Origin of the sequence: Methylobacterium aquaticum (assembly GCF_001043915.1) — a bacterium.
GTDB lineage: Bacteria > Pseudomonadota > Alphaproteobacteria > Rhizobiales > Beijerinckiaceae > Methylobacterium > Methylobacterium aquaticum.
The window spans coordinates 1-25,130 of sequence record NZ_LABX01000182.1 but is presented as its reverse complement, the minus strand read 5'-3'; the positions used below and the strand labels follow the sequence as shown (position 1 = coordinate 25,130).

Here is a 25,130-nt window from a genome sequence, read left to right as displayed (position 1 = left end):
CGGCGCCGGCAAGACCACCCTGTTCCGGATCATCCAGGGCGAGATCCCCACCGAGGGCGGCACGATCGGCCTGCCGAAGGGCACGCGGATCGGCGGCGTGGCCCAGGAGGCGCCGGCCGGGCCCGAGACCCTGCACGCGGTGGTGCTCGCCGCCGATACCGAGCGCACGCGGCTGATGCAGGAGGCCGAGACCGCCGACGGCTTGCGCCGGGCCGAGATCGAGACGCGGCTCGTCGACATCGACGCCCATTCGGCCCCGGCCCGCGCCGCCGCGATCCTGCACGGCCTCGGCTTCGACGCGGAGGCGCAAGGGAGGCCCTGCTCCGACTTCTCCGGTGGCTGGCGGATGCGGGTGGCGCTCGCCGCCGTGCTCTTCTCCGAGCCGGACCTGCTGCTCCTCGACGAGCCGACCAACTACCTCGACATCGAGGGCACGCTCTGGCTCTACGACTATCTGGAGCGCTATCCCCGCACCGCGCTCATCATCAGCCACGACCGCGATCTCCTCGACACCTCGGTCGACCACATCCTCCATCTCGATCGCGGCAAGCTCACGCTCTATCGCGGCGGCTACACCTCGTTTGCCCGCCAGCTCGCCGAGAAGCGCACGCTCCTGGCCAAGGCCCGGGTGAAGCAGGAGGCCGAGCGCGCCCATCTCCAGAGCTTCGTCGACCGGTTCAAGGCCAAGGCCACCAAGGCGCGGCAGGCCCAGTCGCGGATGAAGCGGCTGGCCAAGATGGAGCCGATCGCGGCGCTGATCGAGGACGACGTGCCGGTGATCCATCTGCCGAGCCCCGAACGCGCCCTCTCGCCGCCGCTGGTCGCCATGGAGCGCGTCCAGGCCGGCTATCCCGACCGCACGGTGCTGACCGGCCTCAACCTGACGCTCGCCCCCGACGACCGGGTGGCGTTGCTGGGCGCCAACGGCAACGGCAAGTCGACCTTCTGCAAGCTCATCGGCGGGCGGCTCGATCCGCTCTCGGGCGAGGTGCGGCGCTGGGGCAAGATGAACGTCGCCTATTTCGCCCAGCACCAGCTCGACGAATTGCGCCCGGCCGAGAGCGCCTATGCCCATGTCCGCGACCTGATGCCGGACGTGCCCGAGGCGAAGGTCCGGGCCGCCGCCGCCCGCCTCGGCTTCCCCGGCCACAAGGCCGACACCCCGGTCTCCCAGCTCTCCGGCGGCGAGAAGGCGCGGCTCCTGATGGGCTTGGCCGCCTTCAACGGCCCCCACCTGCTGATCCTCGACGAGCCGACCAACCACCTCGACATCGAGAGCCGCCAGGCTTTGGTCGAGGCGATCAACGATTACGAGGGCGCGGTGATCCTGGTGAGCCACGACCGCTTCCTGGTCGAGGCCTGCGCCGACCGGCTCTGGCTCGTGCGCAACGGCACCGTGAAGCCCTTCGACGGCGACATGGACGATTACCGTCGCCTGGTGCTGGCCGGCCCGGAGACGGAGACCGAGACCGCCAAGCCGCCGGAATCCACCGGCGGCGCGAAGGCGGTGGAGCGCCGCTCCAATGCCGAGCGCCGGGCGGCGCAGGCCCCCTTGCGCCGCAAGCTCGAGGCGGTGGAGGCGCGGATGGCGAAGCTCTCGGCGGCCATCGCCAAGATCGACGCGGCGCTCGCCGACGGCACCGCCTTCCGCACCGACGCCGCCAAGGCCGGCGAACTCGCCCGCATGCGGGCCGAGGCCGCCGCGGCCTTGGGCGGCGCCGAGGAGGAGTGGCTGATGGTGAGCGGGGAGCTGGAGGCGGAGGGGTGACGGACGGGAACGCGCTCCCCGGCACGGCCGGCTACGCCGCCGAGGCCGAGGCCCTGGTCGCCCGCTACGAGAGCATCGCCTTTTCGGACATCCACGCGGCGATCCTGCCGCTCCTGCCCGCCCCGCCGGGACATGTCCTCGATATCGGCGCCGGGACTGGGCGCGACGCGGCAGGCTTCGCCGCCCTCGGCTACCGGGTGACCGCCGTCGAGCCGACGGCCGCGCTGCGCCGGCGGGCGGCCGCCCTGCACCCGTCCCCACGAATCCACTGGCTGGATGACGGCCTGCCGGATCTGCCCGCCCTCGCCGGATGGCCTGAGACCTTCGACGTCGTGATGCTCACCGCCGTCTGGATGCATCTCGACCTGGCCGAGCGGCGCCACGCCATGCCGCGCCTCGCCGCCCTCATGCGGGTCGGCGGCGTGCTGGCTTTGTCCCTGCGCCACGGTCCGGTGCCGGCGGGCCGGCGGATGTTCGACGTGTCGGCCTCCGAGACGATCGACCTCGCCCGAGAGCACGGCTTGCGCTGCCTCCTCTGCCGGACGGACGACGACGCCCATCTCGGCCGTCGCGGCGTGACCTGGGACCGGGTCGCTTTCGTGAGGGAAGACGGCCCGGGGGCTTCCCGCACGTGAGACGATCGCCTAAGCCGACTTGCGTTGGCAGGCCAACGCAAGTCGGCTTAGGTTCTTGTTTGATCGCAGATTTTTGCCGCCGAACCGGTGACCATTTCGGCGAAATCTGCTTAGGGCGGGCATCGATGCTTCGTTCGCGGCCCGGGCCCTCATGATCACCCCCTCCTACGTCCTCTCCCTCTCGTGTACCAACGTCCCGGGGATCGTCGCCGGCGTCTCGGCCTACCTGTTCGAGGCCGGCTGCAACATCCTCGACGCGCAGCAATTCGACGACGTCGAGACCGGCCGCTTCTTCATGCGGATCGTGTTCAACCCGGTGCAGGGCGCGCCGGGGCGGGACGCGCTGGCGCAGGGCTTCGCGCCGGTGGCGGCGCGGTTCGGGATGGAGTGGTCCCTGCGCGACCGGGCCGAGCGGCGCCGCGTGATGCTGCTCGTCTCCCGCTTCGACCATTGCCTCAACGACCTCATCTACCGCTGGCGCATCGGCGAATTGCCGATGGAGGTCTGCGCCGTGGTGTCGAACTACCCGCGGGAGATCTACGGCGCGGCGGATCTCGCCGGAGTGCCGTTCCACCACCTGCCGATCACCCCCGACACCAAGCCGCAGCAGGAGGCCGCCCTGTGGCGCCTCGTCGAGGAGACCGGCGCCGAGCTGGTGGTGCTCGCCCGCTACATGCAGATCCTGTCGGACGACCTCTCGCACAAGCTCGCGGGCCGCTGCATCAACATCCACCATTCGTTCCTGCCCGGCTTCAAGGGCGCGAAGCCCTACCACCAGGCCCACGAGCGCGGCGTGAAGCTGATCGGCGCCACCTCGCACCTCGTCACCGGCGATCTCGACGAGGGGCCGATCATCGAGCAGGACGTCGAGCGCATCTCGCACCGCGACACCCCCGAGGACCTCGTGCGCAAGGGCCGCGACATCGAGCGCCGGGTGCTGGCCCGCGCCGTGCGCTACGTGCTGGAGGACCGGGTGATCGCCAATGGCCGCAAGACGGTCGTGTTCACGGATTGAGCGCCGCAAGCCCGGGATGCGCCGCCAGGAGCCGGGCGATCGCCTCCTCCTGGTAGCGCGCGACGTCGAAGCGGTCGCCGGGCAGCCGCGCCATGTAGCGCTCGGCCGATTCGGTCACCACGAGGTCGGGGCGCAGCCGCGCGACGAGGGGCCAGTCGATCTCCGCCGACCAGACGAAGTGCACGCTTCGGAAGGTCTCGGCCAGCATCGCGGTCAGGCCGCTCGGGCCATAGCCCGAATAGGACGAACCGAACAGGAGCAGGCGGCGCGGGTCCGCCGCCGGGTGGTCGTTGCGGGTGCCGACCGCGACGCCGGTATGCAGGTCGAGGGCGGGATAGCGCTCGGCCAGGGCGTGGAGCGGGCTTTGCTCCGCGATCCGGGCCCGCTGCGGAATGAGGTGAACGGTGCGGGTCTCCGGCACCGGGAATTGCAGCTTCTCGCCGAGGTCCATCACGCCGGTGGCGGTGATGCCGGGGCGCGTCGCCAGGAGGTCGTCGAGCGGCGTCGCGCCGCAGGCGGTGCAGAGCGTCCGGTAGGCGATGAAGGTGCCGTGCGAGGTCCAGTGGGTGTCGGTCCGGTGGTAGAGCGCGGGGCCGTCGCGCGCCGCCCGCAGCGGCGCCAGGGCATCGACCCACAGGCGGCGCCCGGCGGCCGAGAGGCGCACCAGCCGCCCGAGCCGGCGCGCCGGGGACCGCGCCGCCCGGACCGGGCCGCGGCCGACGAAAAGCTGGTCGTAGACGCTCAGCTTCTCCGGCGAGACGAGGTGGAGGTAGTGCAGGCCGAGCCCCTCGGCGCGGGCCGCGCGCGCCAGGAGCAGCCGGCGCCAGCCCCGCAGCATCCGCCACACCGCCGGGTTCGTCCGGTAGAGGTCCGCCGCGCCGTTGCTGCCGCCGGTGAGGAACAGCCAGCCGTCTCGTCCGATATGGAACATCGCGCCTCAGATCGCCGTCCGGTTCGCCCGCGTCCGCCGGCCGATGACGGCGTAGCGCGTGCGGCCGTCGTGCCGGTTGCGACGATACGCGACCCGCGTCTCGGTAAAGCCGATGACGTGGAGCCAGTGCCGGACCGTCCGCGGCGGGATCCGCCACCAGGCTTCGAACGGGTTGCCGCGGCCGGGACGGGGCAGGAACATCAGGGGGGCGTCGCCGCGCATCGCGGCGAGACGCCCGAACAGGGAGCGCCGCGGCAGCAGGCCGGTGACGATCGCGGTCTCCTGGACGAGGCGCAGGGCGCCATGCAGTCCGCGGAACGGATCGCGGAGCTGGGGCAGGATTCCCACCAGGGCGGCATCGACCGGGCCGATCGCCGCCGGGATGTCGTAGGGGTCGCCCTCGACCCGCTCGGCGCGGGAGGCGAGCGCCGCGTGGCAGAACCGGTAGGCCCGGGCGATGCGGGCCTGGTGCGTGTCGAGCAGGGCCACGAGGTCCGCGGCCGGGATGCCGTCGCAGAACGGCACGAGGTCCCAGTGCCGGCCCCCTTCCCGGTCGTAGGACACCACCTCGGCGCCGCGCGCCTCCAGGGCGAAGCTGGTGAAGCCGCTGAGCGCCGCCACGTCGAGCACCCGCCGGCCGCCGAGCGGCACGCCGTCGAGGAGAGCGGAGAAGTCGCCCCGCAGGTCGATCTCGCCGTGGAGCGTGCCGTGGCCCGGGAGGTCGATCGTGTGCGTGACGTGCAGATCCTCGGAGGGGCCCGCGCCAGCGGGATCGCGGTCAGGCATGTCGGTCCCAGGCGGACGAGAATCCCGGCGGAGGAGGCATCGTCCGCCGCGGCGCCGATGCGGATCCGGCCGTTAGCATGACGCTCCCGGGGGCGGCAACGCAGCGCCGTCGGCGCCGCTCCCCTGCCGCTGGCGCCGCCCGCGCCGCCGGGGTAAGCCCGGGTCTCGCCAGTCCTGGCGCCGATCCGTGCGGGTGATCGCGCGCCGCAGCCGGAGTTCCCGACCCATGTCCGACCTCACCCTCGCCGCCGCCTCGACCATCGTCGCGAGCGCCCTCAAGGCCGGCCGCGAGCGCGGGCTGAAGCCCCTGGCGGTGGTGGTGCTCGATGCCCGTGGCGCCCTCAAGGCGGCCTCCGTCGAGGACGGCACCAGCCTGAAGCGGGCCGAGATCGCCCTCGGCAAGGCCAACGGCGCCCTGGCGCTCGGCATCGGCACGCGGGCCATCGCCAAGCGGGCCGAGGAGCAGGCGTATTTCGTCGCCGCCGTCACCCATGTGGCGGGGCCGGCCGGCCTGATCCCGGTCCCGGGCGGCGTGCTGATCACGCGCGACGGTCAGGTTCTGGGCGCCGTCGGCATCTCGGGCGACACCTCCGACAACGACGAGACGGTGGCGCTCGCCGGCATCGAGGCCGCCGGGCTCCAGGCCCAGGCCGGGGCCTGAGCCCGATGCGGCGCCGCGACGTCCTGGCGGGCTTGGGCGCCGCGACCCTGGCGCGCCCCGCTCGGGCCGCCGGCCCGGCGGTCTACCGTCGCGGCAATGGCGCCGATCCCGAGACCCTCGACGCGCACAAGACCTCGACGGTCGCCGAGGCGACGATCCTGCTCGACCTCTACGAGGGCCTGAGCACCTACGGCCCCGACGGCAGCCTGGTGCCCGGGGCCGCGTCGGGCTGGACCACCTCCGCCGACGGCCTGACCTGGACCTTCGCCTTGCGTCCCGATGGACGCTGGTCGAACGGCGACCCGGTGGTGGCCGACGACTTCGTCCACGGCTTCCGCCGCATGCTCGATCCGGCGACGGGGGCGAAATACGCCAGCGTGCTCGCGCCGATCCTGAACGCCGAGGCGGTCAATCGCGGGGCGATGCCGGTCGAGGCGGTCGGGGTGTCGGCACCCGACCCGCTCACGGTGGTGATCCGCCTCGCCCAGCCGACCCCCTACTTCGTCGAGCTGATGGCGCACCAGGCGAGCACGCCGCTCCACCGGCCGTCCCTCGCCCGCTACGGCGACGCCTTCACCCGGCCCGGCCACCTCGTGTCGAACGGCGCCTACCTCCTCCAGGATTTTTCCCCCAACGACCGCATCACGGCGATCCGCAACCCGCATCACCGGGACGCCGCCCGGATCGCGATCCCGCAGGTCGCGTACATCCCGACGCCGGATCTCGCCGCCGCGGTGCGCCGCTTCGCCGCCGGCGAGATCGATTCCCTCGACGACGTGCCCGCCGACCAGGTGAAGGCGCTCAAGTCCCGCTTCGGCGCCGGCGTGGTGCTCAACCCGGCCCTCGGCGTGCTGGCGCTGATGGTCAATGTGCGCAAGCGCCCCCTCGACGATGTCCGGGTCCGCCGCGCCCTGTCGCTCGCCCTCGACCGGGAATTCCTGGCCGAGGCGGTCTGGGGCGAGACGATGCTGCCGGCCTATTCCCTCACCCCGGCCGGGCTCGACAACGCCCTGCCGCCGCCCGAGATGCCGGGCCGGGACCTCTCGCCGCTGGAGCGCGAGGATGCGGCGGTCGCGCTCCTGCGCGGGGCCGGCTACGGCCCGGGCGGCAAGCCCCTCTCGGTCGAGCTGCGCTACAACATCACCGACAACAACCGGAACACCATGGTGGCGATCGCCGACCTGTGGCGGCCGCTCAACGTCGCGACCTCCTTCGCCGCCACCGACGCCAAGACCCACTACGCTTACTTGCGCGACGGCGGCCCGTTCGACATCGCCCGGATGAGCTGGCTTGCCGATTACGCCGACCCGCAGAACTTCCTGTTCCTGGTCGAGAGCGGGAATGACGGCTTCAACTCGGGCCGCTACGCCAACCCGGCCTACGATGCCCTGATGCGTGACGCCGCCCGGGAGACCGACCTCGCGGCCCGGGCCCGGATCCTCCACCGTGCGGAGGAGCTGTTCCTGGCCGACCTGCCCTGGATCCCGCTGCTGCATTACCGGCACAAGCACCTGCTCGGCCCGCGCCTGCGCGGCTTCACGCCGAACCTGCGCGGCGTCTCGCCGACCCGCTGGCTGTCGCTCGCATGATTGCTTACGTGCTGCGCCGCCTCGCCCAGGCGATCCCGACGGTGTTCCTCGTCGTCACCCTGTCGTTCTTCCTGGTGCGGCTCGCCCCCGGCGGGCCGTTCGACCTGGAGCGGCCGCTGCCGGCCGCCGCGATGGAGAATTTGCGCCGGGTCTACGGCCTCGACCAGCCGCTCGTCGTCCAGTACGGCCGCTACCTCGCGGCGCTGAGCCGGGGCGATCTCGGGCCGTCCTTCTCGGTGCGGGACCTCTCGGTGGCGGAGCTGTTCGCCCGTGGCCTGCCGGTCTCGATGACGCTTGGCGGCCTCGCCCTCGCCGCCTCGCTCGTCCTCGGCACGCTCCTCGGGGGCCTCTCGGCCCTGCGGCGGGGCTCGGCCCTCGACCACGCCGTCACGACGCTCGGCACCGTGGCGCTGACCGTGCCGGGCTTCGTGGTCGCGCCGCTGCTCCAGATCGCCTTCGGGCTGTCGCTGCGCTGGCTGCCCGTCGGCGGCTGGGACGATGGATCGCCGAAAAACCTCGTCCTGCCGGTCGTCACCCTGGCGCTGCCGCAGGTGGCAATCGTGGCGCGCCTCGCCCGGGCGGGCCTCGTCGAGGTGGTCGACCGGCCGCATTGGCGCACCCTGCGGGCGCTCGGGCTCCCGCCCCGCACCCTCGCGCTCCATGCGCTCCGCGGCGCCGCCCTGCCGGTCGTGTCCTATCTCGGACCCGCGGCGGCGGGGCTGCTCACCGGCTCGGTGGTGGTCGAGACGGTGTTCGGCCTGCCCGGGGTCGGGCGCTACTTCGTCGACGGGGCGATCAACCGCGACTACACGCTGGTCCTCGGCACGGTGGTGCTGATCGCGGTGTTCGTCCTCGTCCTCAACCTCCTGTCCGACCTCGCCTGCGCGCTGATCGACCCGCGCCTGAGGGATGTCGGGTGAGCCGGTCCGCGAGCGGCCTTGGGGCCGCCTTCGCCGAGGCGTCGCTCCTCGCCCGCGCCCGGCGGCGCCTCCTCGGCGATGGTCTCGCGCGGGCCTGCGCGGCGGTCCTGGCCCTGGTGGCGCTCGCCTGCCTCGTCGGCCCCTCCCTCACCGGCCACCCCTACGATCGGCTCTACTACGATTATCCGGGCACCCCGCCCTCGCTCGCCCTCTACCCGAAGCCGGAGGCGGTGCGCCCGGCCCTCGACCGGCTCGCCTTCCGGATGCGGGTGCGGGCCGAGGACGTGGCGGTGACGGGGGCGACCATCCGCCTGACGCTTTCCGCCGACAGGCCGGTCGATCCGCGGGTGCTGACCTTCTTTTCCCGCTCCGACGTGTTCGGAGACGCCCGGACCGTCGCGCGCTCGCAGGACGGGCGGCGCCTCACCGTCGAGGCGCCGCTGCGCGCGTTGCGCTTCCTCGCCGGCACCGACGCGCTCGGGCGCGACCTCCTCACCCGCACCCTGGTGGCCGGCCGCCTGTCCCTGGCGCTCGGCCTGATGGCGACCGCGGTGGCGCTCGGCATCGGGGTCGCCTACGGGGCGCTCGCCGGCACGCTCGGCGGGCGGGTGGATGCCGCGATGATGCGCCTCGTCGACATCCTGTACTCCCTGCCCTTCGTGTTCTTCGTCATCATGCTGGTGGTGTTCTTCGGCCGCTCGGTGGCGCTGATCTTCGTCGCGGTCGGCGCCGTCGAATGGCTCGACATGGCCCGCATCGTCCGGGCCGAGGCGCAAGCCATCCGCCGCCGCGACTACGTCCGCGCCGCGGAGGCGCTCGGCCTCTCGACGGCGGCGATCCTGCGCCGGCACGTGGTGCCGAACCTCCTCGGCCCCGTCATCGCCTTCGCGGCCCTGATGGTGCCCCGCGTGATCCTGCTCGAGAGCTTCCTGTCGTTCCTCGGCCTCGGCGTGCAGGAGCCGGCGACGAGCTGGGGCGTGCTGATCGCCGATGGCGCCCGCTCCCTCGAGAGCGCGCCCTGGATGCTGATCGTGCCGGCCTCGTTCCTCGTCGCCACCCTGCTCGCCCTGACGCTGCTCGGCGAGCGCCTGCGCGACGCCCTCGACGTGCGGGCCTGACCATGACCCGCTCGACCATGCCTCTCCTGCGCCTGCGCGGCCTCACCGTGCGCTACCCCGAGGCCGGCATCACCGCATTGGACGGCCTCGATCTCGACCTCGCCCGGGGCGAGACGCTCGCCCTCGTCGGCGAATCGGGCTCGGGCAAGAGCCAGGTGGCGCTCGCGGCGATGGGCCTCCTGCCGCCGCAGGCGCGGGTCGCGGGCTCGGTGCGCTTCGACGGCACCGAGCTGACCGGGCTGGCCCGCCCCGCCCTCGACCGGATCCGCGGCGCCCGCATCGGCCTGGTGTTCCAGGAGCCGATGACCGCCCTCGACCCGCTCTTCACCATCGGCCACCAGATCGCCCTGCCGCTGCGCGCCCATCGCCGCATGAGCCGGCGCCAGGCGGCGGCGCGGGTCCGCGACTTGCTGACCCTGGTCGGGATCCGCGACGGGGCCGCACGCCTGTCGGCCTTCCCGCACGAACTGTCCGGCGGCGAGCGCCAGCGGGTGATGATCGCCATGGCGCTCGCCTGCGAGCCGGACCTGCTCATCGCCGACGAGCCGACCACGGCCCTCGACGTCACCGTCCAGGCGCAGATCCTGGCGCTGCTCGCCGATCTCAAGGACCGCCTCGGCCTGGCGCTCCTGTTCATCACCCACGACCTGCGGCTGGTGCGGCGCATCGCCGACCGCACGGCGGTGCTGCGGGCCGGCCGCCTCGTCGAGACCGGGCCGACCGAGCGGCTGTTCCGGGATCCGCAAGCGCCCGAGACCCGCGACCTCCTCGCCGCCGAGCCAGAGGGCCGCAAGGCCCCGGTGCCGGAGAGCGCGCCCGTGGTGCTGGAGGCCCGCGGCGTGTCGGTCGCCTATCCGGGCCGGCGGCTCTGGCTGCGGGCCGGGCCGCCGCGCCTCGCAGTCGCTGGCCTCGACCTCACCGTGCGGGCGGGCCAGACGATCGGGGTCGTCGGCGAATCGGGCTCGGGCAAGTCGAGCCTCGGCCGGGCGCTCATCCGCCTCGAACCCGCCGCCCACGGGCTGGTGCGGTTCGAGGACCGCGACCTGACGGCCCTCGACCGGGCCTCCTTGAGGCCCCTGCGCCGGGGCTTCCAGCCGGTCTTCCAGGACCCGATGGGCTCGCTGTCGCCCCGCCTCACCGCCGGCGAGATCGTCACCGAGGGGCTGCGGGTCCACGCCCCCCACCTCAGCGCCGCGGCCCGCGACGCCCGGGCGGCGGAGGCGTTTGCCGAGGTGCGCCTCGATCCTGCCGGGCGGCACCGCTTCCCCCACGCCTTCTCGGGCGGGCAGCGCCAGCGCATCGCCATCGCGCGGGCCCTCGCGTTACGGCCGCGCCTCGTCGTCCTCGACGAGCCGACCTCGGCCCTCGACCGCACGGTCCAGCGCGACATCGTCGCCCTGCTGCGCGACCTCCAGGCCATGCATGGCCTCGCCTATGTCTTCATCTCCCACGATCTCGCGGTGGTCCGCGCGCTCTGCGACACCGTGCTGGTGCTGCGCGACGGCCGTGAGGTCGAGCGGGGGCCGACCGGCCAGGTGCTGGCGCGCCCGCGCGAGACCTATACCCGGGCGCTGGTGGCGGCGGCGGGTCTCGCGCCGGCGTGAGCCGACGCCGACGCCGCGAACGCGGTGGCCGACTTTGCGGCGAAAATCTGCGACACATCCAGACCCTCGGCGGACGATGCCGTGGCCCGCCCGGGCAAGTCCGCCGAGGGCTCTTGAACCCCGGCGCCACCGCGCCACTTCGCGCCCGCCGATAGGGCACTTCCCAGGAGACCAGACCCTTGGAGCTGAGACCTCTACGCCCCGCGCTCGCCCTCGTGCTCGCCGCCCTCGCGGCCCCTGCCGCGGCCCAGCCGGCCCCGAAGGGACCGCCCCCGAAGGCGGCCCCGCCGCCCAAGGAGGCGCCCGCGCCGCAGCCCGACCCGGTCGCCGCGATGCTCTTCCCGTGCCGCACGCCGGAGGAGACCTGCTATGTCGGCGTGGTCAAGGACGGCAAGATCACGGTGCTGTTCACCAACGACCGCAAGGCCGACGAGATCGCCGGCAAGCCGATGGCGGTCTCCGGCGAGGGGATCGACCTCGCCAAGACCGAGAACCGGACCGTGATGCTGGTCGGCAGCTACGATCCGAAGGACGGCCTGACCAAGGCCGAGGTGGTCGACGTCGCCAGCCCGCTCGTCGCCTTCGCGCTCAAATCGACCATCGGCGGCGGCGAGCCCGACGAGGGTGGCGACGAGCCGCCGGCCCCGACGCCGCCGGCCCCGCGCAAGAAATAACCAGCGCCGCCCAAAACCCTCCCCCGCAGAGGCGGAGGGTTTTGGCCTGCACCACTGTCTCGCGATCCGGTTGATGTACTAAAACATTAGTGCTTCAATAGGCGCGTCACAGGCTGCCCGACCGGCGGCCGCGGAGCGGCGAAGCCGTCCGGTGCGGCGGGAGGCTTCAGGGCGGGCGGCATGGCCCCTCGCGGGTCCTCCCCTCGCCCCGCGGCCCTCCGCCTCCGACCGGAGAGCCCCGATGCCCCTGAATCCCGAGACCCGCGCGACGCTGAAGACCGTCAGCACCGCGACCCTGGCCACCGCCCTGTTCAAGCGCGGCCTGCGCAACCAGTTCATCCAGGACGTGCGCCCCCTGAACCCGCAGGCCGGGCCGATGGTCGGCGAAGCCTATACCCTGCGCTACATCCCGGCCCGGGAGGATCTGAACACCCTCGCGGTGTTCCGCGATCCCACCCACCCGCAGCGCGTCGCGGTCGATGCGTGCCCGGAGGGCGCGGTGCTGGTGATGGACAGCCGCAAGAACCCGCGGGCGGCCTCCGCCGGCGCGATCCTGGTGACCCGGCTGATGAAGCGCGGCGCGGCGGGGGTCGTCACCGATGGCGGCTTTCGCGATTCGCCCGAGATCGGCGCCCTGCCCTTCCCGGCCTACCACAACCGCCCCTCGGCCCCGACCAACCTGACCCTGCACCAGGCCCTCGACATCAACGTGCCGATCGGCTGCGGCGACGTCGCGGTCTTTCCCGGCGACGTGGTGGTGGGCGATGCCGAGGGGGTGATCGTCATCCCGGCCGACCTTGCCGACGAGATCGCCGCGGAGGCCGCCGAGATGACGGTGTTCGAGGATTTCGTGCTGGAGGAGGTCCAGAACGGCCGTGGCGTGATCGGCCTCTACCCGCTGATCGACGAGCAGGCCAAGGCCGACTTCGCCGCCTGGCGCAAGAAGACCGGACGTTAGACCGGACGCTAGACCCGGCGCGGACGACGGCGCCTCATACCATCAGTCCGACGAGCAGCACCGCCACCACCGTGGCGGTGGCGCCCAAGGCCGCGGCCCACAGGCCGGCTTCGGCGGCGCTGCCCGGCCGGACGTTGTCGTTGGCCGCCTGCGGCAACGTCCGCGGGAAGCGGCGCCACTTCTGCAGGTGCGACGGCGCCGTCGCGATCAGGTGCGGCAGGGGAGCGACGGCGTTGTGACGGCACGACATGGATCTGCGCTCCAAGGGGAGGCTCGCGCTTTGGGTGTGTGTTTCGATCCTGGCCGCAACCTTTGCGGCAAGGATCCATGAGAGAACGCCGGTCGCGCCCCGGCGATCCGTGCCCGGCGCAAATTCCGTTTCGTCGTGCTGAAGGGATGCTGTTCCGACCGGCAGGCTTTTGCGCCGCCCAGGCCGCCTCCGTCCGGCACGGGCCGCGCCGGCCGCGCGGCTCAGGCCCCGTTCCCCCGTTCGCGCGCGAGCAGCGTCCGCTTGCGCGCGACGCCCCAGCGATAGCCCGAGAGGCTCCCGTCCTGCCGCACCACCCGGTGGCACGGGATGGCCACCGCCAGCCGGTTGGCGCCGCAGGCGAGCGCCACCGCCCGGGCGGCACTCGGTGCGCCGATCGCCTGCGCGATCTCCGCATAGGTCGCGGTGCGCCCCGGCGGGATCGCCCGCAGGGCCTGCCACACCCGCTGCTGGAAGGCGGTGCCGCCGATGTCGAGGGGCAGGGTCGCGGCCGTTCCGGGGGCTTCGACCAGCCCGACGACCTGCGCCACCAGCGCCTCGAAATCCCGGTCGCCCCCGGTCAGTGCCGCCTTGGGGAAGCGGTCCTGGAGGTCGCGCAGCAGGGCGTCGGGCTCGTCGCCGAGCAGGATCGCGCAGACGCCCCTGTCGGTCGCCGCCACCAGGACGTGGCCGAGCGAGCAGGGCCCGACCGCGAAGCGGATCGCCGCGCCCTCTCCGCCCCGCCGGTAGGCCGTCGGCGTCATGCCGAGGCGGCCCGGCGCCGCGGCGTAGAACCGGCTCGCCGCGCCGTAGCCGGCGTCATAGATCGCCTCCGTGACCGTCGCCGCCTGCCGCAGCCCCTCCGCCGCCCGCGCCGCCTGCCTTGCCGCCGCATAGGCCCGCGGCGTCACCCCGGTGACCTGCTTGAACACCCGGTGGAAATGGGAGGGGCTCGACCCCGCCGCCGCCGCGAGGTCGGCCAGCGCCGGTGGGGTCTCCGCCGCCTCGATCAGCCGGCAGGCCCGGGCCACCGCCTCGGCCTGGCGCTCAGGCCCGCTCGCCTCGTTCGGCCGGCAGCGCCGGCAGGCCCGGAAGCCCGCCGCCTCCGCAGCCGCGCAGGTCGGGTGGATGCTGACATTCTCCGGCCGTGCCGGCCGGGCGGCGCAGCTCGGCCGGCAATACACGCCGGTGGTGCACACCGCGTAGACGAAGCGGCCATCCGCCGCCCGGTCGCGGCGGGCGATGGCGGACAGGCACGCGGCGGCGTCGAGGGGCGGGACGCCGCCGATGGCGGCGAGGCCGGAATCCGGGTTGCGCATGAGTCTTGTGCCTCCCTGTGGGGCGATGGCGCCATTCTCGCCCCGCCCGCCGCCTCGCGCATCCCGGGGCTTGCTGTCGAATTCCGCGTCTCGGTTTGCCGCGGGTTCACTCCGGGCGCATTTTCGGCGCCGCCTCCGAAACCGGGCAAGCGGCGGGATGGTGGGCTCCCCGTCGGGCGGCCTCGGGGCCGGCCCGGTGCACCCGCCGGCCCTTTCCTCCCCTGCCGGCGCGGTACGCGTCTCTCGGATTTCCTCTGACTTCCCCGCTGCCGCACGGCAGCGGTTCTTTCCGAGTGTCCGTTTGGAAAGGGGTCTCGGGGCCCAATCTGTCGTGCAGAAGCCGTCCGTTCAGCACCATGTTTCGTATTCCGAGGGGCTTTCCCAGCGGACTCTCAGAGACCCGTTGCGCCTGCGTCGGCCTTCTCTCATCTTCCCCCGCGTCCCGGCCCCGTCCCCTCGTCCCACACGCTCCAGCGGAACACCTCGGTCCCGGCGCCGTCGACGATGCGGACCGCCTCGGCAGAGGGGCCGGAGCGCTGCGGCACCCGGGCGCGGCGGAAGAGGCGCAGCGCCCGCTCGCGGGCGGCGTCGAGGCCGGTACTGCGGATCGAGGCGCGCTGGACCGGCGCGTCCTCGGGGCCGATGATCTCGATGTGGTAGGTTTCGCGCAGCAAGGCTCTGGGGGCTCCCGGTCGGCCCCTTCAATAGGGGAGCCGGGCCCGCCCGCGCCAGTGGCGCCGCCGCATTCCAGAGGTGGGCCTCGGCCGGGCTGGGGGTGTCATGCCAACGGCCGACGATGCTGACGCATCGATTCGTTCTCGGGCAGGCCCGAGATCGACGCGGCCGTTGACTTCATCTCGAATTGTCGACATCAAGCCAAAGGCTTGGCGAAAATTCGAGAACGGCACCAACGCTCGTTTTCAACGACCGTTGGTATGACCTGTTCGGGGCGGCCTGCCCGGCGCGGCTTTGGTGCTGCCGACGGTCAACACGACAATACGGTCAACACGACAATGATGTCGCTGCATCCGGCCGAGATCGGCAAGCAGGTGGCCGAGGGCGCGCACGCGATCCTGGTTCTGGACGGGCTGGCGATCACGGCACCGCCAGGACGCGCCACCCGCGCGGCCTGGTGGTGCCGGACACCATCACGTTGCTCCACCTGCCGGCATCGTCGCCAGAGCTGAACCCGATCGAGCTGGTCTGGCCATATCTGCGCCAGAACAAGCTCGCCAACCGGGTTTTCCGCCCAGACCAGGACATCGTCGACGCCGGCTGCGACGCCTGGACCGTCTTGGCCGACAGCCCCGACCTTGTCACATCCATCACCGCCCGCGAATCGGCACCGGTCAACCTCTCGCGCCGTTGGCATACCGCGCGAGGGTGAGAATCCGGGTCCCATGGACCGGGCAGGCGCCGGGATTCCTTCCGCGTAGCGGTCTATCAGGTCTTCAGCACCGGCTCGTTGACGTCGCCGCCGCCGCGCCGGGCGAGGTAGGCCGGCTGGAACATGCACATCCGCACCGCGTCGCGGTACTTCCCGTTGACGAAGAACTCGTCGCGCAAGGTTCCCTCGGTCTCGAAACCACAAGCCTCGTAGATGCCGATGGCGCGCCGGTTGTCCTTGTCGACGTGCAGATAGAGCTTGTGGATATTGAGCACCTTGAAGGCGTAGTCCATGGCGATCTGCGTCGCCCGCAGGGCGTAGCCGCGGCCCTGGAACGACGGGTGGATCGCGATCTGGAACTCGCAGGAGCGGTGCAGGTGGTTGATCTCCACCAACTCGACCAGGCCGGCGCGCTCGTTCTCCGGCGTGGCGATGATGAAGCGCCGCTCCGTCTGGTTGTGGATGTTGCGCTCGTAGAGCTGCGCCAGCTCGGCGAAGGACTCGTAGGCCTCCTCGAACCAGTAGCGCATGATGCTGTCGTTGTTGTTGAGCTGGTGCACGAAGAGCAGGTCTTCGCGTTCCAGCGGTCGTAGCTTGATGGTCGGGGCCATGGTCGTTCGAACGGTGCCGGCAGGAGGCACGACCCTACTCCTCCGGCGGCGCCCCGTCACCCGCCGACAGGGCGGCGATCGCTGCGGCGAGGCGGTCCCAGCCGTCCGCGAGGCGCATGACCTCGATGGCCAGACGGTCGAGGGCTGCGGCCTCGGCGCCGTCCGGAGGCGTCCGTGCCTTGGCATGGGCCGACGCCTCCCGCAGGGCCACGAGATGGTTGCGCAACTGGCCCCGCAGGGCGGCGAGGCGCTGGCCTCCGGCCTCCCCCGGCAGCGGGCGGTCCGCCGCCTCCGCGTCGTCCTCCACCAGCCGCAGCCAGCGTCGTCCGGTCTCGGGCATGATCGCCTCCGTCGTCCGGGGGCCCTGCACAGGCCGTGACGGCCGATGCTGCGCGCCAGGAGCGAACACGAGGTTAATCCAATCTTGAGAATGCCGCCCTCGCCCCCACATCCTCCCGTCCCGAGACGTCCAGGCCGGCAGGATGTCGAACCGTCCGCCGTGGCGCGCTCCCGCGCAAAAACCGCCACATTGCGGTGGCAGCTCTCGGCGCGGGCGAGGATGGAGCGACGAGGGATGGCCTTGCGGGGACGCACGATCCTGGGCATGGCGGCCGTCTCGGCGGTCCTGCTGATGGGCGCCCTCCCCGCCCATGCCGTCCCGAAGCATCTCGCCCCGGTGCCGCCCGCGACCCTCGCCCTGATGGCGGCGCGCACCATCGCGCCCTCGGCGCCGGTGCTGCTGCGGGCCTACAAGCAGGAATCCGAGATCGAGGTGTGGAAGCGGGCGGCGGATGGCCGCTTCGTCCACCTCAAGACCTTCCCGATCTGCCGCTGGTCGGGCCAGCTCGGCCCCAAGACCCGCTCCGGCGACCGGCAGGTCCCGGAGGGCTTTTACACCGTGGCGGCGCGGCAGCTGAACCCGAACTCGGCCTATTACCTGTCCTTCGACGTCGGCTATCCCAACGCCTATGACCGGGCCCATGGCGGCACCGGCTCGGCCCTGATGGTGCACGGCACCTGCTCCTCGGCCGGCTGCTTCGCCATGACCGACCGGCAGGTCGGCGAGATCTACGCGCTCGTGCGCGACGCCCTCGCCGGCGGCCAGGCGGCGTTCCAGTTCCAGGCATTTCCTTTTCGGATGACCGCCCGCGCCCTGGCGCGCCACCGCACCGACCGGCACATCGCCTTCTGGCGCCAGCTCAAGGAAGGCTCGGACCGGTTCGAGGCGACGGGCCGCGAGCCGCTGGTCGGCGTCGAGGGCGGGCGCTACGTCTTTGCCTCCTATCCCGAGCCGGAGGTCGAGGCCCTGGCGGTGGCGCGGCGCACCGAGGAGGAGGCCCGCATCCGGGCCCTGGTCGAGGGCGGGGTCGAGGCGGTGCGCACCACCTACGCCGATGGCGGCCAGCATCCGAGCTTCGCCGCGACGCTGAAGCGCGCCCAGGCTCTCGGGGCCGCCACAGGCGCCGTCACCGGCGCCACCGCCTACGCGCCCGACGGCGCCGCGGCGGCGAGCCCGTTCTCGGCCTTCATCGTCCCGGCCGGCTTCGGCGCCGTCAGCCGGCCCGAGGCCCTGGCGCTGGCCGGGCGCGAGGTGGTGGTGATCCCGGCCCGGCGCCGTCCGCCGGCCCCGATCCACCCGGTCCAGGTCGCGGCGGCCTTCGTGCCGCTCCCGGTGATCGAGACCGAGCCGTCGCCGTTCTCGCGCCTGCGCCTGGCGGACGAACCGTCCCGCCTCACCCTCGCGGCCTCGCCCGAGCCGGCCCGGCCGCGCTTCCTGGCGGCGCGGTTTGCGCCGGTGCCGTAGGCTGCCATATCGGTCGGACCCGTGCTGGCGAACCAGCGCCTCCCCGCCGTCGGGTCGAACGCTTCGGGTCAAGGTTGGACGGTGCTCCGGCAAGATTCCGCATGGCAAGATTCCGCATGGCAAGCCACGCGCGGCCCGGGATGACCCGTGTTCGCGCGGCACCAACGGCCTGAGACGACGATCCGATGATCTACCAATACAACTGCGCCCGCCCGATGAACACATCCGCATCGATCGTCCGGCGGTTGAAGTTCAGGTTCGCCGGCGAGGGCGAGGTGTGGGAGCGGACGTAGTCGAACACGAAGCGGATGTTGCGGTCCGGGTACCAGTTGATGCCGGCGGTGAAGTCCTGCTCGATGCCGCCGCGGATGGTGCGGTCCTCGAGGTCGATGGCGCTGTAGCGCAGCCCCAGTTCGAACACGCCGGTGCCGCCGCGGCTGACGCGCTGCGCCTCCTCGACCTCGACGCCGCCGAACACCGCGTATTCGGTGGCGTAGCGCGGCGCGATCGTGTAGCGGCGGCCCTTGCCGTTGAGGAGCAGGCCGGCCTGGATGTAGCCACCCTGGAAGCTCAAGGACGGCGCGCCGCTAGAGCGGCCGATCTCGGTCAGGATGTACTCGGCCTGGAGCCGGAACGGCCCGGCCTGCCAGGCAGCCTCCAGCCCGATGCGGCCGATGCTCGCCGCGTCGCGGATGGCGCCGGTATTGACGAATTGCCGCGCGAACAGGAACGCCTCGGAGCGGCTCGACAGGGTGAGTGCGCTGCCGTCGTTCGGCAGCGCGCGGTAGCTGCCGGCAAGCCCGACATGCAGGACGTCGGTCCCGTCCTTGCTCAGGTAAGGCGCGTAGGTGACCCGGGTGGTCGAGGCGACGCCCTGGTCGCCGATGCCGGCATTGTTGATGTTGCCGCCGAACACGCTCGTCACCGCGGTCCAGTTCTCGCCATGGGTGCCGACGGCGAAGCCGAAGTTGCGGGCCGGCGCGAAGGCGTCGGCGAGCGAGCGCTCGGTGAACAGGGTGTTGTTGTCGGAGATCAGCTGGTTGAGGCTGAACGGCTCCTTCATGTTGCCGACGGCGACGATGACGTTCGTGAAGCCCTTGTAGGCGACGACCGCGTCGTTGATCGGCCGGTTCGGCTCGGCGAAATCGTACTGGAAGGCGAGCTCCAGCTCCTTGCCGAGGGTCAGGTAGCTCTCGATCCAGGAGCGGCGCACGGCGACCGGCGTGTCGAACACCGTGCCGAAGCCGCGCTGCTGCACCCGCCCGGTGCCGAAATCGAGCTGAAGGCGCCCGCCGATCCGCAGGGTCGCGGCATCGTCGGGAAACTTCAGCGTGATGCCCTTCTCGTCGATGGTCAGTTTTTCGCCGAAAGGACTTGGCGGTCCCTCGATGGCGGCGGCGGGCAGACCGAGCGATGCGAGCAGGAGGGCGGCGAGCGGCCAACGGGTGTGGTGCGGCATGCCAGATCCTCGCGATAGGTCCCCCGAGTACTGCCCGTTCCCGCGTGACGGTGCTGCGACCTTCCGCTGGCAGCGAGCGCGATCACGGGCCTCTGTGGCCGGAATGCCACGCTCGCGCGCAGGCGAACCGCTCCGTCACCTCCGGGTTGTGTCGGGGACGATCGAGGATCCCGCATGCCCCCCGCCATCGACCGCCGTACCTGCCTGTCCGGCCTTACCGCCTTCGCCCTCGCGGCAGGTCCCGCCCGGGCCCAGACCGGACAAGCCCAGGCCGGCCGTTCCGACACCCTGCTGGTGATGGAGAAGGGTGACCGCTCCTTGAGCTTCTACGAACTCGCCAGCGGCCGGCGCACCGGCCGGGTCGAGCTGCCGGGGGAGTATCCGCACGAATTCGCCGTCGACCGGGCCGGCACCCGCGCCTATGTCGCCCATTACGGCGTCAAGTCCTCGACCACGCCGGGGCCGGGGGGAGACGCGGTCCATGTCGTCGATCTCGGCACGCGGAGCCTCGCCCGCACCCTTGCCTGCGCGCCGTTCCGGCGCCTGCACGGCCTGCGCCTCGATGCCAGGGACCGGCTGTTCGTGCTGAGCGAGGACCGCGACGTGCTCCTCGGCTTCGACGCGCCGGAGCGGGCCGAGCGGCCGGACCGGGCCGTGGGGACCGGCGGCATCAAGGGCCATCTCTTCGCCCTGTCGCGGGACGGCGAGACGGCCTATGTCGCCAACATCCTGTCGAATACCGTGAGCCGGGTGAGGCCCTTCGCGCCGGCGGAGGCGCCGCGGATCGCCGCGACCGGGCTGTGGCCGGAGGGCAACGCGCTCTCCCCCGACGAGGCGACGCTCTACGTCGCCAACCGCCGCAGCGCCACGCTCACCGCGCTCGCCACCGAAGCGATGACGGTGACCCGGACGCTGCCGACGCGGGGGGACGTGGTGCGGGTCGATTGCGGGCCGGAGGGTGACGTGATCCTGGCGAACTTTGCCGAGATGAGCCTGTCGCTCCTCGATCCGGCGCTCAAGGAGCGGGCCGTGGTGAAACTGGGGGCTGCGCCGGTGGCGCTCGCCCGCCACCCGGCGAGCCCGCTGGCCTTCGCGGCCCTGGAGGACGACCGCATTGCCGTGGTCGATCTCGAAGGCCCGCGCGTCCAGGGATATCTCGCCACCGGGCGCGAGCCGGACGTGATGGTGGTCCTGCCGGGATGACCTGGGATCCGGGCCCCAACGGGGCCCGGTCCGGGTCAGGCTGCCCGCATCGGCCGCTTCGGCGGCTCGAACACCGTGGCGTAATGGGTGCGGCACCAGCGCTTGCCGGTGAGCACCCGGCAGCCGCAGACGCGCTTCGACTCGATCGCCGTGCCGTCGCCGTCGGCCCAGAGCGGGAAGGTGCAGTCCAGCAGGCCGGCCTTGAGGAACAGCACCCCGTCGCCGCCATCGGCCGCGGCCGCCGGGACCCGGCGCGACATCGGCAGCGCGACGATGCTCCCACCCTCGGCCGGTTCGGCCATCAGGGGAATGGCCATCACGGGCTCGGGAGCCGCCGCCTCGACGACCGTCGCGACGACCGGACGGGCCGGCGTCTCGACGGGGCGCGGCACCGGCGCCTGCATCCGCGGCGCCTCGGGCTTGGCCGCAGTCGCAGGCCGGGCCGCCGGGGCCGCCTTGCGCGGCGGGGCCGTGTTGGCCGCGAGGAACGCCCGGGCGGCCTCCTCGAGGGCGCGCGCGCTCATCACCGGCGCCTCGACGCGAGGGGCCGTGGGCGCGACCACCGGCTTGGCCACCGGTGCCGCGGGCTTGCTCACAGGCGTAGCCGCGGGCTTGGCGACCGCTGCCGCGGGCTTGCTCACAGGCGTAGCCGAGGGCTTGGCGACCGCCGCCGCGGGCTTGCTCACAGGCGCGGCCGCGGCCTTGGCCGGCGCCACCTTGGCGGGGGCCATCTTGGCGGAGACGGGAGGGGCATCCGCGGTCAGGATCCGGGACGGCAGGATCCTCGGCGCGGGCTTGGGGGCCTCGGCCCTGACGGGCTCCGCGTTCGCGGGCTCAACCTTGGCGACGGCGGCAGGAGCTGCCGCCTTCGCTGCCGCCACCTTGGCCGCCGCGGCCGTCTCCGCCGCCTTGGCCTGCTGCCGCGCCAGGGCGGCTTGTGCGACGCGGCCGATCACGTCGGTGACCGTCGTGCCGATCGCGCCGGCGATCTCCGCCGGGTCGCGTCCCTCGATCCACAGCGCGACCGCCTTCTCGGTCGCCTCAGCCGTCCACACCGCGTCGTTCATTTCCAAGGGGGCTCTGTTCCAGTTCGAATCGGAAAGGCGGGATATACGGTGAGTCTGGTCAACAAGTCCCTTCCCTTGACGCAAGGGTGGCCTGCGACCGATCGCCAGCCCGCCCGGTTCGGAAGCCACGCTCTCGCCTCAAACCGGCATGCCGGCCGATTCGCTGCCAGGCTTCGCGCCGGCCGCGCGAGGCGCGGCCTGTTGCGGTTCGATGGCCGCGCGAGGCGCGGCCTGTTGCGGTTCGATGGCCGCGCGGCGCGCCGCCTCCTTGGCCTTCATCACCTGCGCCGCCCGTGCGTAGCCGCCATTCTCGCCGTCGACGAAATGGACGTGGTCGCGCAAGGCCGCCACCGGAGTGATGCAGGTGGTGAGCGCTGCCGCCTGGCGGTGCAGGCCGAACCGCACCAGCCCCGCCGCCTCGGCCGCTTCCAGCCTCGCCTCGATCCGCGCCGCGAGGTCGGGCCCGCAATCGACGGTCATGCGCAGGCCGTCATCATACTTCCGGAAATCGGCGTTCGCCACCAACTCGTCGAGGTAGCGCGGGGCCGAGAACCGGCCGAGCGTGAGGCCGAGGCGGAAGATCAGGTGCGCGGCGAGCGTCCTGCCGAGAACCTCCAGGCGTCGCAGCGCGAGCGAGCCCCAGAGGGGCCCCCGCGCCCGCACCTCATGGGACAAGCCCCGCGGCGGCCAGCGCAGGGCGGGTCCGCCTTGCGGCAGGGGATGGCCGCGGGCGGGCGCCCCGGTGGCGAGCCGCACCACGTCGACGATCGCCGCCCGCGCGGCGTTCCGGTCGGCACCCTCGACCGCCATCGCCAGCACCGACAGGATCAGGCCGTGGCGGGCCTTGGCCGGCTCGAACCGGCAGGTCAGCCCGGTGAGGTCCGGCTGCGCGCCCGTGGGCGCCGGCGCGACGGCGTAGAGCCCCTGCTTGAGGGCGCGCTCGGCGAAGGCGAGCCCGCCGCCCATGAACATCGCGTAGGCGACATCCGGCGAGGGGGCGTAGCGCGCCACCTCGACCCCATGGCCCGCCGCCCGGATCGCCGCCACCGGCACCAGGGCGGCGCGCAAGCTCAGGTCCATCGCCTCGCGGGCCCAGGTGACGGTCGCGGCGAGCGCGGCCTTGGCCGCCGCCGCCTCGTCGGGCGCGACCAGCACGCTCGCCCCGTCGCCCCCGAACACGAAGGGCATCTCGCGCCGCCCCATCGCGTTGCGCAGGGCCGCGATCACCGCCGCCCCGACGAAGTTCACCGCCCGGTAGCGCCCGGCCGCGATGGCGCCGGTGGAATCGACCACGTCGGTGACCGCCACCCACCAGTCCTCCGGGACGGCGCGATACTGCGCGTCGTCGAGGATGCTCAGGAAGTCGGTCGCCGTGGGAAGGTCGGCGTAGCGAAAGCCGTCCACCGGCTTCGCAGGGTTCGGGGGCGTCGGTGCTTCCATCCGTCCCACACCTTCGTCGGTAAGGCCACCGGCCGTTGGACACGGCCTCGTGTGCCGTTCGCGCAGTGTCGCCAGCCGTCGGCGTGGCGTCCACCATCCGAGATCGGCGAAAGGGCCGATGCATCGGCATCGTCGGCCGTTTTGGCGTCAGGTGCCGTTTCCGTCAGGGATGCCGATGGCCCTACGCCATCCCCAGCGCCTGCATGTACAGCTCCAGGATCGCCTCTTCCTCCTGGCGCTCCGAATGGTCCTTCTTGCGCAGGCGCAGGATGGTCCGCACCGCCTTGACGTCGAAGCCGCGGCCCTTCAGCTCCAGCATCACGTCCTTGATGTCGCCCTGGAGGCCGGCCTTCTCCTCCTCCAGGCGCTCGATGCGCTCGATGAACTGCTTGAGCTCCTCGGCGGCGACGCCCGACGAGGCGACGTCGGCGTCCGGCATGCTGTGCGCGTTCATTCACGGTCTCCTGGCCGATGGGTTGTCGTGCCGCCGGGGCGGACGCGGCCATCAGGCACCCCAACCCACTGACGGATGGCGGCCTTCGCGGCACGCCTTCCCGGATCTTGATAGATGCGCAACCTTACCGAGTTCTTGCGCCGCCGGATTCGAGGCACGCCGATCGCGTCAGTGAGTCTCCGCCCGCGCGGGCGGAGTCCTCAATGCTGCTCCGCCCGCGCCGCGAAGGCCGCCGCCTGCTCCGGGGTCGCCTCGCTCTGGTGACGCGCCTTCCACTCGTCGTAGGGCATGCCGTAGACGTGCTCGCGGCTCTGGTCCTTGGTGACGGCCAGGCCGCGGGCATCCGCCGCGTCCTTGAGCCAGTTCGACAGGCAGTTCCGGCAGAACCCCGCCAGGTTCATCAGGTCGATGTTCTGCACGTCGGTGCGCCCCTGGAGGTGCGACACCAGCCGCCGGAAGACCGCGGCCTCGAGTTCGGTGCGGGTGGTCTCGTCGATGCCGTCCATCGGAACGTCCTCGGTCCTGTGCAAACGGGAAGTCGGGCAAGAAGTCGGAACGGGTGCCCGCCCGGTCAAGCGCGGGCGACCAACGGCCCCAGCAGGGCGGAAAAGCGCGCGGCCCAGTCCTCGGCCCCGGCCTCGTCGCCGATCAGGTCCTGGCGGATCTCGATCAGGGCGTTGGGCAGGCCGCGGGCGATGGCGTGGCGGTCGATCGTGTCGCCCGGCAGGCCGCCGCCATAGGGCTGGTTGTCGCCGACCGTGAAGCCGGCCGGGTCCGCCCGCAGGCCGGCGATCAGCGGGCCGGCGAGGCGGTCGTCCCGGTCCCACAGGATGCCGACCTGCCAGGGCCGCGCCACCCCGCGCCAGGCCGGGGTGAAGCTGTGCACGGTCACGATGGCGGGCGGCGCGCCGGCCTCGATCGCGGCGGCGACGGCCGCGTCGATCGCCCGGTCGTAGGGGTCGTAGAAGCGGGCGAGCCGCTCGGCGACACCCTCGGGCCCGATCCTGGCGTTGCCGGGCACGATTGCCCCGTCCGAGAGGCGCATCACCAGGGTCGGGTCGGTGCGGCCGCGATTGGGATCGATGATGAGCCGCGAGAAGGTGGTGAGGAGCGCCGGCGCCCCGAGCTGGCGGGCGAGCGCGCGCGTCACCGCAGCCGCCCCGATGTCGTAGGCGATGTGCCGCTCGAAATGCGGGGCGGCGACGCCGAGAGTGTCGAGGTCCGGCGGCACCGCGTTCGAGGCGTGGTCGCACAGGAGGAGGAGGCCGCAGGCCGGATCGCCGGGGATCGTCTCGACGGGCTGGGGCGGGTGGGGGGGCGAAGGGGCGGTGGTCATCCGGGCGATCGGTCTTTTTGCGGGAGAGGCGGCGGCGCGGCGGAGTCCCCGGGCGGCGGCGGGATCCGGCCCCTCTCCATACCCAAATGGCGGGGCGGCCTCCATCGGCGCAAGACGGTGACGCCGGGCGCGACATGCCATAGT

At 72.6% G+C, this 25,130-nt stretch carries 26 protein-coding genes; 13 read left to right on the top strand and 13 right to left on the bottom strand.

The genetic code is table 11. From position 1 onward, the window contains the following. The 3 genes from VP06_RS22615 to purU all read left to right on the top strand — a co-directional run. Positions 1 to 1,768 (top strand): ABC-F family ATP-binding cassette domain-containing protein (locus VP06_RS22615; protein WP_048466041.1); only part of this gene is annotated, 1,768 nt, incomplete at its 5' end. Further along, positions 1,765 to 2,403 carry a class I SAM-dependent methyltransferase gene (locus VP06_RS22610; RefSeq protein WP_048466040.1) on the top strand — a complete coding sequence of 213 codons (639 nt, stop codon included), beginning with the start codon at positions 1,765 to 1,767 and terminating at the stop codon, positions 2,401 to 2,403. The genes VP06_RS22615 and VP06_RS22610, both read left to right, overlap by 4 nt. A 151-nt stretch (positions 2,404 to 2,554) precedes the next feature. Beyond that, complete coding sequence (gene purU, locus VP06_RS22605) at positions 2,555 to 3,418, top strand: formyltetrahydrofolate deformylase (RefSeq protein WP_048466039.1); 864 nt, start codon at positions 2,555 to 2,557, stop codon at positions 3,416 to 3,418. Here purU and VP06_RS22600 read toward each other — a convergent pair. Beyond that, positions 3,408 to 4,349 (bottom strand): alginate O-acetyltransferase AlgX-related protein, encoded by a 942-nt coding sequence (locus VP06_RS22600; protein WP_048466038.1) that lies wholly within the window; start codon positions 4,347 to 4,349, stop codon positions 3,408 to 3,410. The genes purU and VP06_RS22600 overlap by 11 nt on opposite strands. A 6-nt stretch (positions 4,350 to 4,355) precedes the next feature. Then, the gene (locus VP06_RS22595) at positions 4,356 to 5,135 is read right to left on the bottom strand and encodes a class I SAM-dependent methyltransferase (protein WP_053081986.1); all 780 of its coding nucleotides are present in this window, start codon (positions 5,133 to 5,135) and stop codon (positions 4,356 to 4,358) included. A 226-nt stretch (positions 5,136 to 5,361) separates the two neighbouring features. On the opposite strand from VP06_RS22595, the gene VP06_RS22590 reads away from it, so the two are divergent. From VP06_RS22590 to VP06_RS22560, 7 genes are all read left to right on the top strand, one after another. Continuing rightward, entirely contained in the window at positions 5,362 to 5,796 is a 435-nt protein-coding gene (locus VP06_RS22590) for a GlcG/HbpS family heme-binding protein (RefSeq protein WP_048466037.1), read from the top strand. Positions 5,797 to 5,801: 5 nt separating this feature from the next. Further along, positions 5,802 to 7,385 carry a peptide ABC transporter substrate-binding protein gene (locus VP06_RS22585; protein WP_048466036.1) on the top strand — a complete coding sequence of 528 codons (1,584 nt, stop codon included), beginning with the start codon at positions 5,802 to 5,804 and terminating at the stop codon, positions 7,383 to 7,385. Next, entirely contained in the window at positions 7,382 to 8,305 is a 924-nt protein-coding gene (locus VP06_RS22580) for an ABC transporter permease (protein ID WP_048466035.1), read from the top strand. Before VP06_RS22585 ends, VP06_RS22580 begins: the two co-directional genes overlap by 4 nt. Next, the gene (locus VP06_RS22575) at positions 8,302 to 9,423 is read left to right on the top strand and encodes an ABC transporter permease (protein WP_048466034.1); all 1,122 of its coding nucleotides are present in this window, start codon (positions 8,302 to 8,304) and stop codon (positions 9,421 to 9,423) included. Before VP06_RS22580 ends, VP06_RS22575 begins: the two co-directional genes overlap by 4 nt. Before the next feature lie 2 nt (positions 9,424 to 9,425). Next, complete coding sequence (locus VP06_RS22570) at positions 9,426 to 11,027, top strand: ABC transporter ATP-binding protein (RefSeq protein ID WP_048466033.1); 1,602 nt, start codon at positions 9,426 to 9,428, stop codon at positions 11,025 to 11,027. A 179-nt stretch (positions 11,028 to 11,206) separates the two neighbouring features. Continuing rightward, the gene (locus tag VP06_RS22565; RefSeq protein WP_245291277.1) at positions 11,207 to 11,701 is read left to right on the top strand and encodes a hypothetical protein; all 495 of its coding nucleotides are present in this window, start codon (positions 11,207 to 11,209) and stop codon (positions 11,699 to 11,701) included. A 241-nt stretch (positions 11,702 to 11,942) separates the two neighbouring features. Further along, positions 11,943 to 12,659, top strand: coding sequence for a ribonuclease activity regulator RraA (locus VP06_RS22560; RefSeq protein ID WP_197093256.1), 717 nt, complete (start codon positions 11,943 to 11,945; stop codon positions 12,657 to 12,659). A 34-nt stretch (positions 12,660 to 12,693) separates the two neighbouring features. Here VP06_RS22560 and VP06_RS22555 read toward each other — a convergent pair whose 3' ends face one another. From VP06_RS22555 to VP06_RS22545, 3 genes are all read right to left on the bottom strand, one after another. Continuing rightward, positions 12,694 to 12,909 (bottom strand): hypothetical protein, encoded by a 216-nt coding sequence (locus tag VP06_RS22555; RefSeq protein ID WP_048466032.1) that lies wholly within the window; start codon positions 12,907 to 12,909, stop codon positions 12,694 to 12,696. Between the two features lie 221 nt (positions 12,910 to 13,130). After that, entirely contained in the window at positions 13,131 to 14,225 is a 1,095-nt protein-coding gene (gene ada / locus VP06_RS22550) for a bifunctional DNA-binding transcriptional regulator/O6-methylguanine-DNA methyltransferase Ada (RefSeq protein WP_082167557.1), read from the bottom strand. A gap of 425 nt (positions 14,226 to 14,650) precedes the next feature. Beyond that, positions 14,651 to 14,896, bottom strand: a complete 246-nt coding sequence (locus tag VP06_RS22545; RefSeq protein ID WP_048466044.1) for a hypothetical protein — start codon at positions 14,894 to 14,896, stop codon at positions 14,651 to 14,653. A gap of 464 nt (positions 14,897 to 15,360) precedes the next feature. On the opposite strand from VP06_RS22545, the gene VP06_RS39045 reads away from it, so the two are divergent. Beyond that, a complete protein-coding gene (locus VP06_RS39045; protein WP_197093255.1) occupies positions 15,361 to 15,612 on the top strand; it encodes a transposase in 252 nt (83 codons plus the stop codon). 56 nt (positions 15,613 to 15,668) lie between these two features. Here the strand turns inward: VP06_RS39045 and speG are convergent, their stop codons facing one another. Continuing rightward, entirely contained in the window at positions 15,669 to 16,223 is a 555-nt protein-coding gene (speG, locus tag VP06_RS22535; protein ID WP_048435413.1) for a spermidine N1-acetyltransferase, read from the bottom strand. Between the two features lie 34 nt (positions 16,224 to 16,257). Next, the gene (locus tag VP06_RS22530; protein ID WP_048466031.1) at positions 16,258 to 16,563 is read right to left on the bottom strand and encodes a hypothetical protein; all 306 of its coding nucleotides are present in this window, start codon (positions 16,561 to 16,563) and stop codon (positions 16,258 to 16,260) included. A 234-nt stretch (positions 16,564 to 16,797) separates the two neighbouring features. On the opposite strand from VP06_RS22530, the gene VP06_RS22525 reads away from it, so the two are divergent. After that, positions 16,798 to 18,027, top strand: a complete 1,230-nt coding sequence (locus VP06_RS22525) for a L,D-transpeptidase family protein (protein WP_048466030.1) — start codon at positions 16,798 to 16,800, stop codon at positions 18,025 to 18,027. A gap of 190 nt (positions 18,028 to 18,217) precedes the next feature. Here the strand turns inward: VP06_RS22525 and VP06_RS22520 are convergent, their stop codons facing one another. Next, on the bottom strand, positions 18,218 to 19,486 hold the full coding sequence (locus VP06_RS22520) for an OprO/OprP family phosphate-selective porin (protein WP_048466029.1): 1,269 nt from the start codon (positions 19,484 to 19,486) through the stop codon (positions 18,218 to 18,220). A gap of 174 nt (positions 19,487 to 19,660) precedes the next feature. Between VP06_RS22520 and VP06_RS22515 the strand changes: the two genes are divergently transcribed. After that, positions 19,661 to 20,689 (top strand): YncE family protein, encoded by a 1,029-nt coding sequence (locus VP06_RS22515; protein ID WP_048466028.1) that lies wholly within the window; start codon positions 19,661 to 19,663, stop codon positions 20,687 to 20,689. A 35-nt stretch (positions 20,690 to 20,724) separates the two neighbouring features. Here VP06_RS22515 and VP06_RS22510 read toward each other — a convergent pair whose 3' ends face one another. From VP06_RS22510 to VP06_RS22490, 5 genes are all read right to left on the bottom strand, one after another. Continuing rightward, a complete protein-coding gene (locus VP06_RS22510; protein WP_053081984.1) occupies positions 20,725 to 21,756 on the bottom strand; it encodes a GcrA family cell cycle regulator in 1,032 nt (343 codons plus the stop codon). A 138-nt stretch (positions 21,757 to 21,894) separates the two neighbouring features. Further along, on the bottom strand, positions 21,895 to 23,196 hold the full coding sequence (locus VP06_RS22505; RefSeq protein WP_063928424.1) for a DUF3095 domain-containing protein: 1,302 nt from the start codon (positions 23,194 to 23,196) through the stop codon (positions 21,895 to 21,897). Positions 23,197 to 23,377: 181 nt separating this feature from the next. Continuing rightward, on the bottom strand, positions 23,378 to 23,635 hold the full coding sequence (locus VP06_RS22500; RefSeq protein ID WP_236012505.1) for a DUF2312 domain-containing protein: 258 nt from the start codon (positions 23,633 to 23,635) through the stop codon (positions 23,378 to 23,380). A 215-nt stretch (positions 23,636 to 23,850) separates the two neighbouring features. Then, complete coding sequence (locus VP06_RS22495; protein WP_048466027.1) at positions 23,851 to 24,156, bottom strand: DUF1244 domain-containing protein; 306 nt, start codon at positions 24,154 to 24,156, stop codon at positions 23,851 to 23,853. Between the two features lie 65 nt (positions 24,157 to 24,221). Further along, a complete protein-coding gene (locus VP06_RS22490) occupies positions 24,222 to 24,986 on the bottom strand; it encodes an N-formylglutamate amidohydrolase (RefSeq protein WP_048466026.1) in 765 nt (254 codons plus the stop codon). Positions 24,987 to 25,130 lie beyond the last annotated feature (144 nt).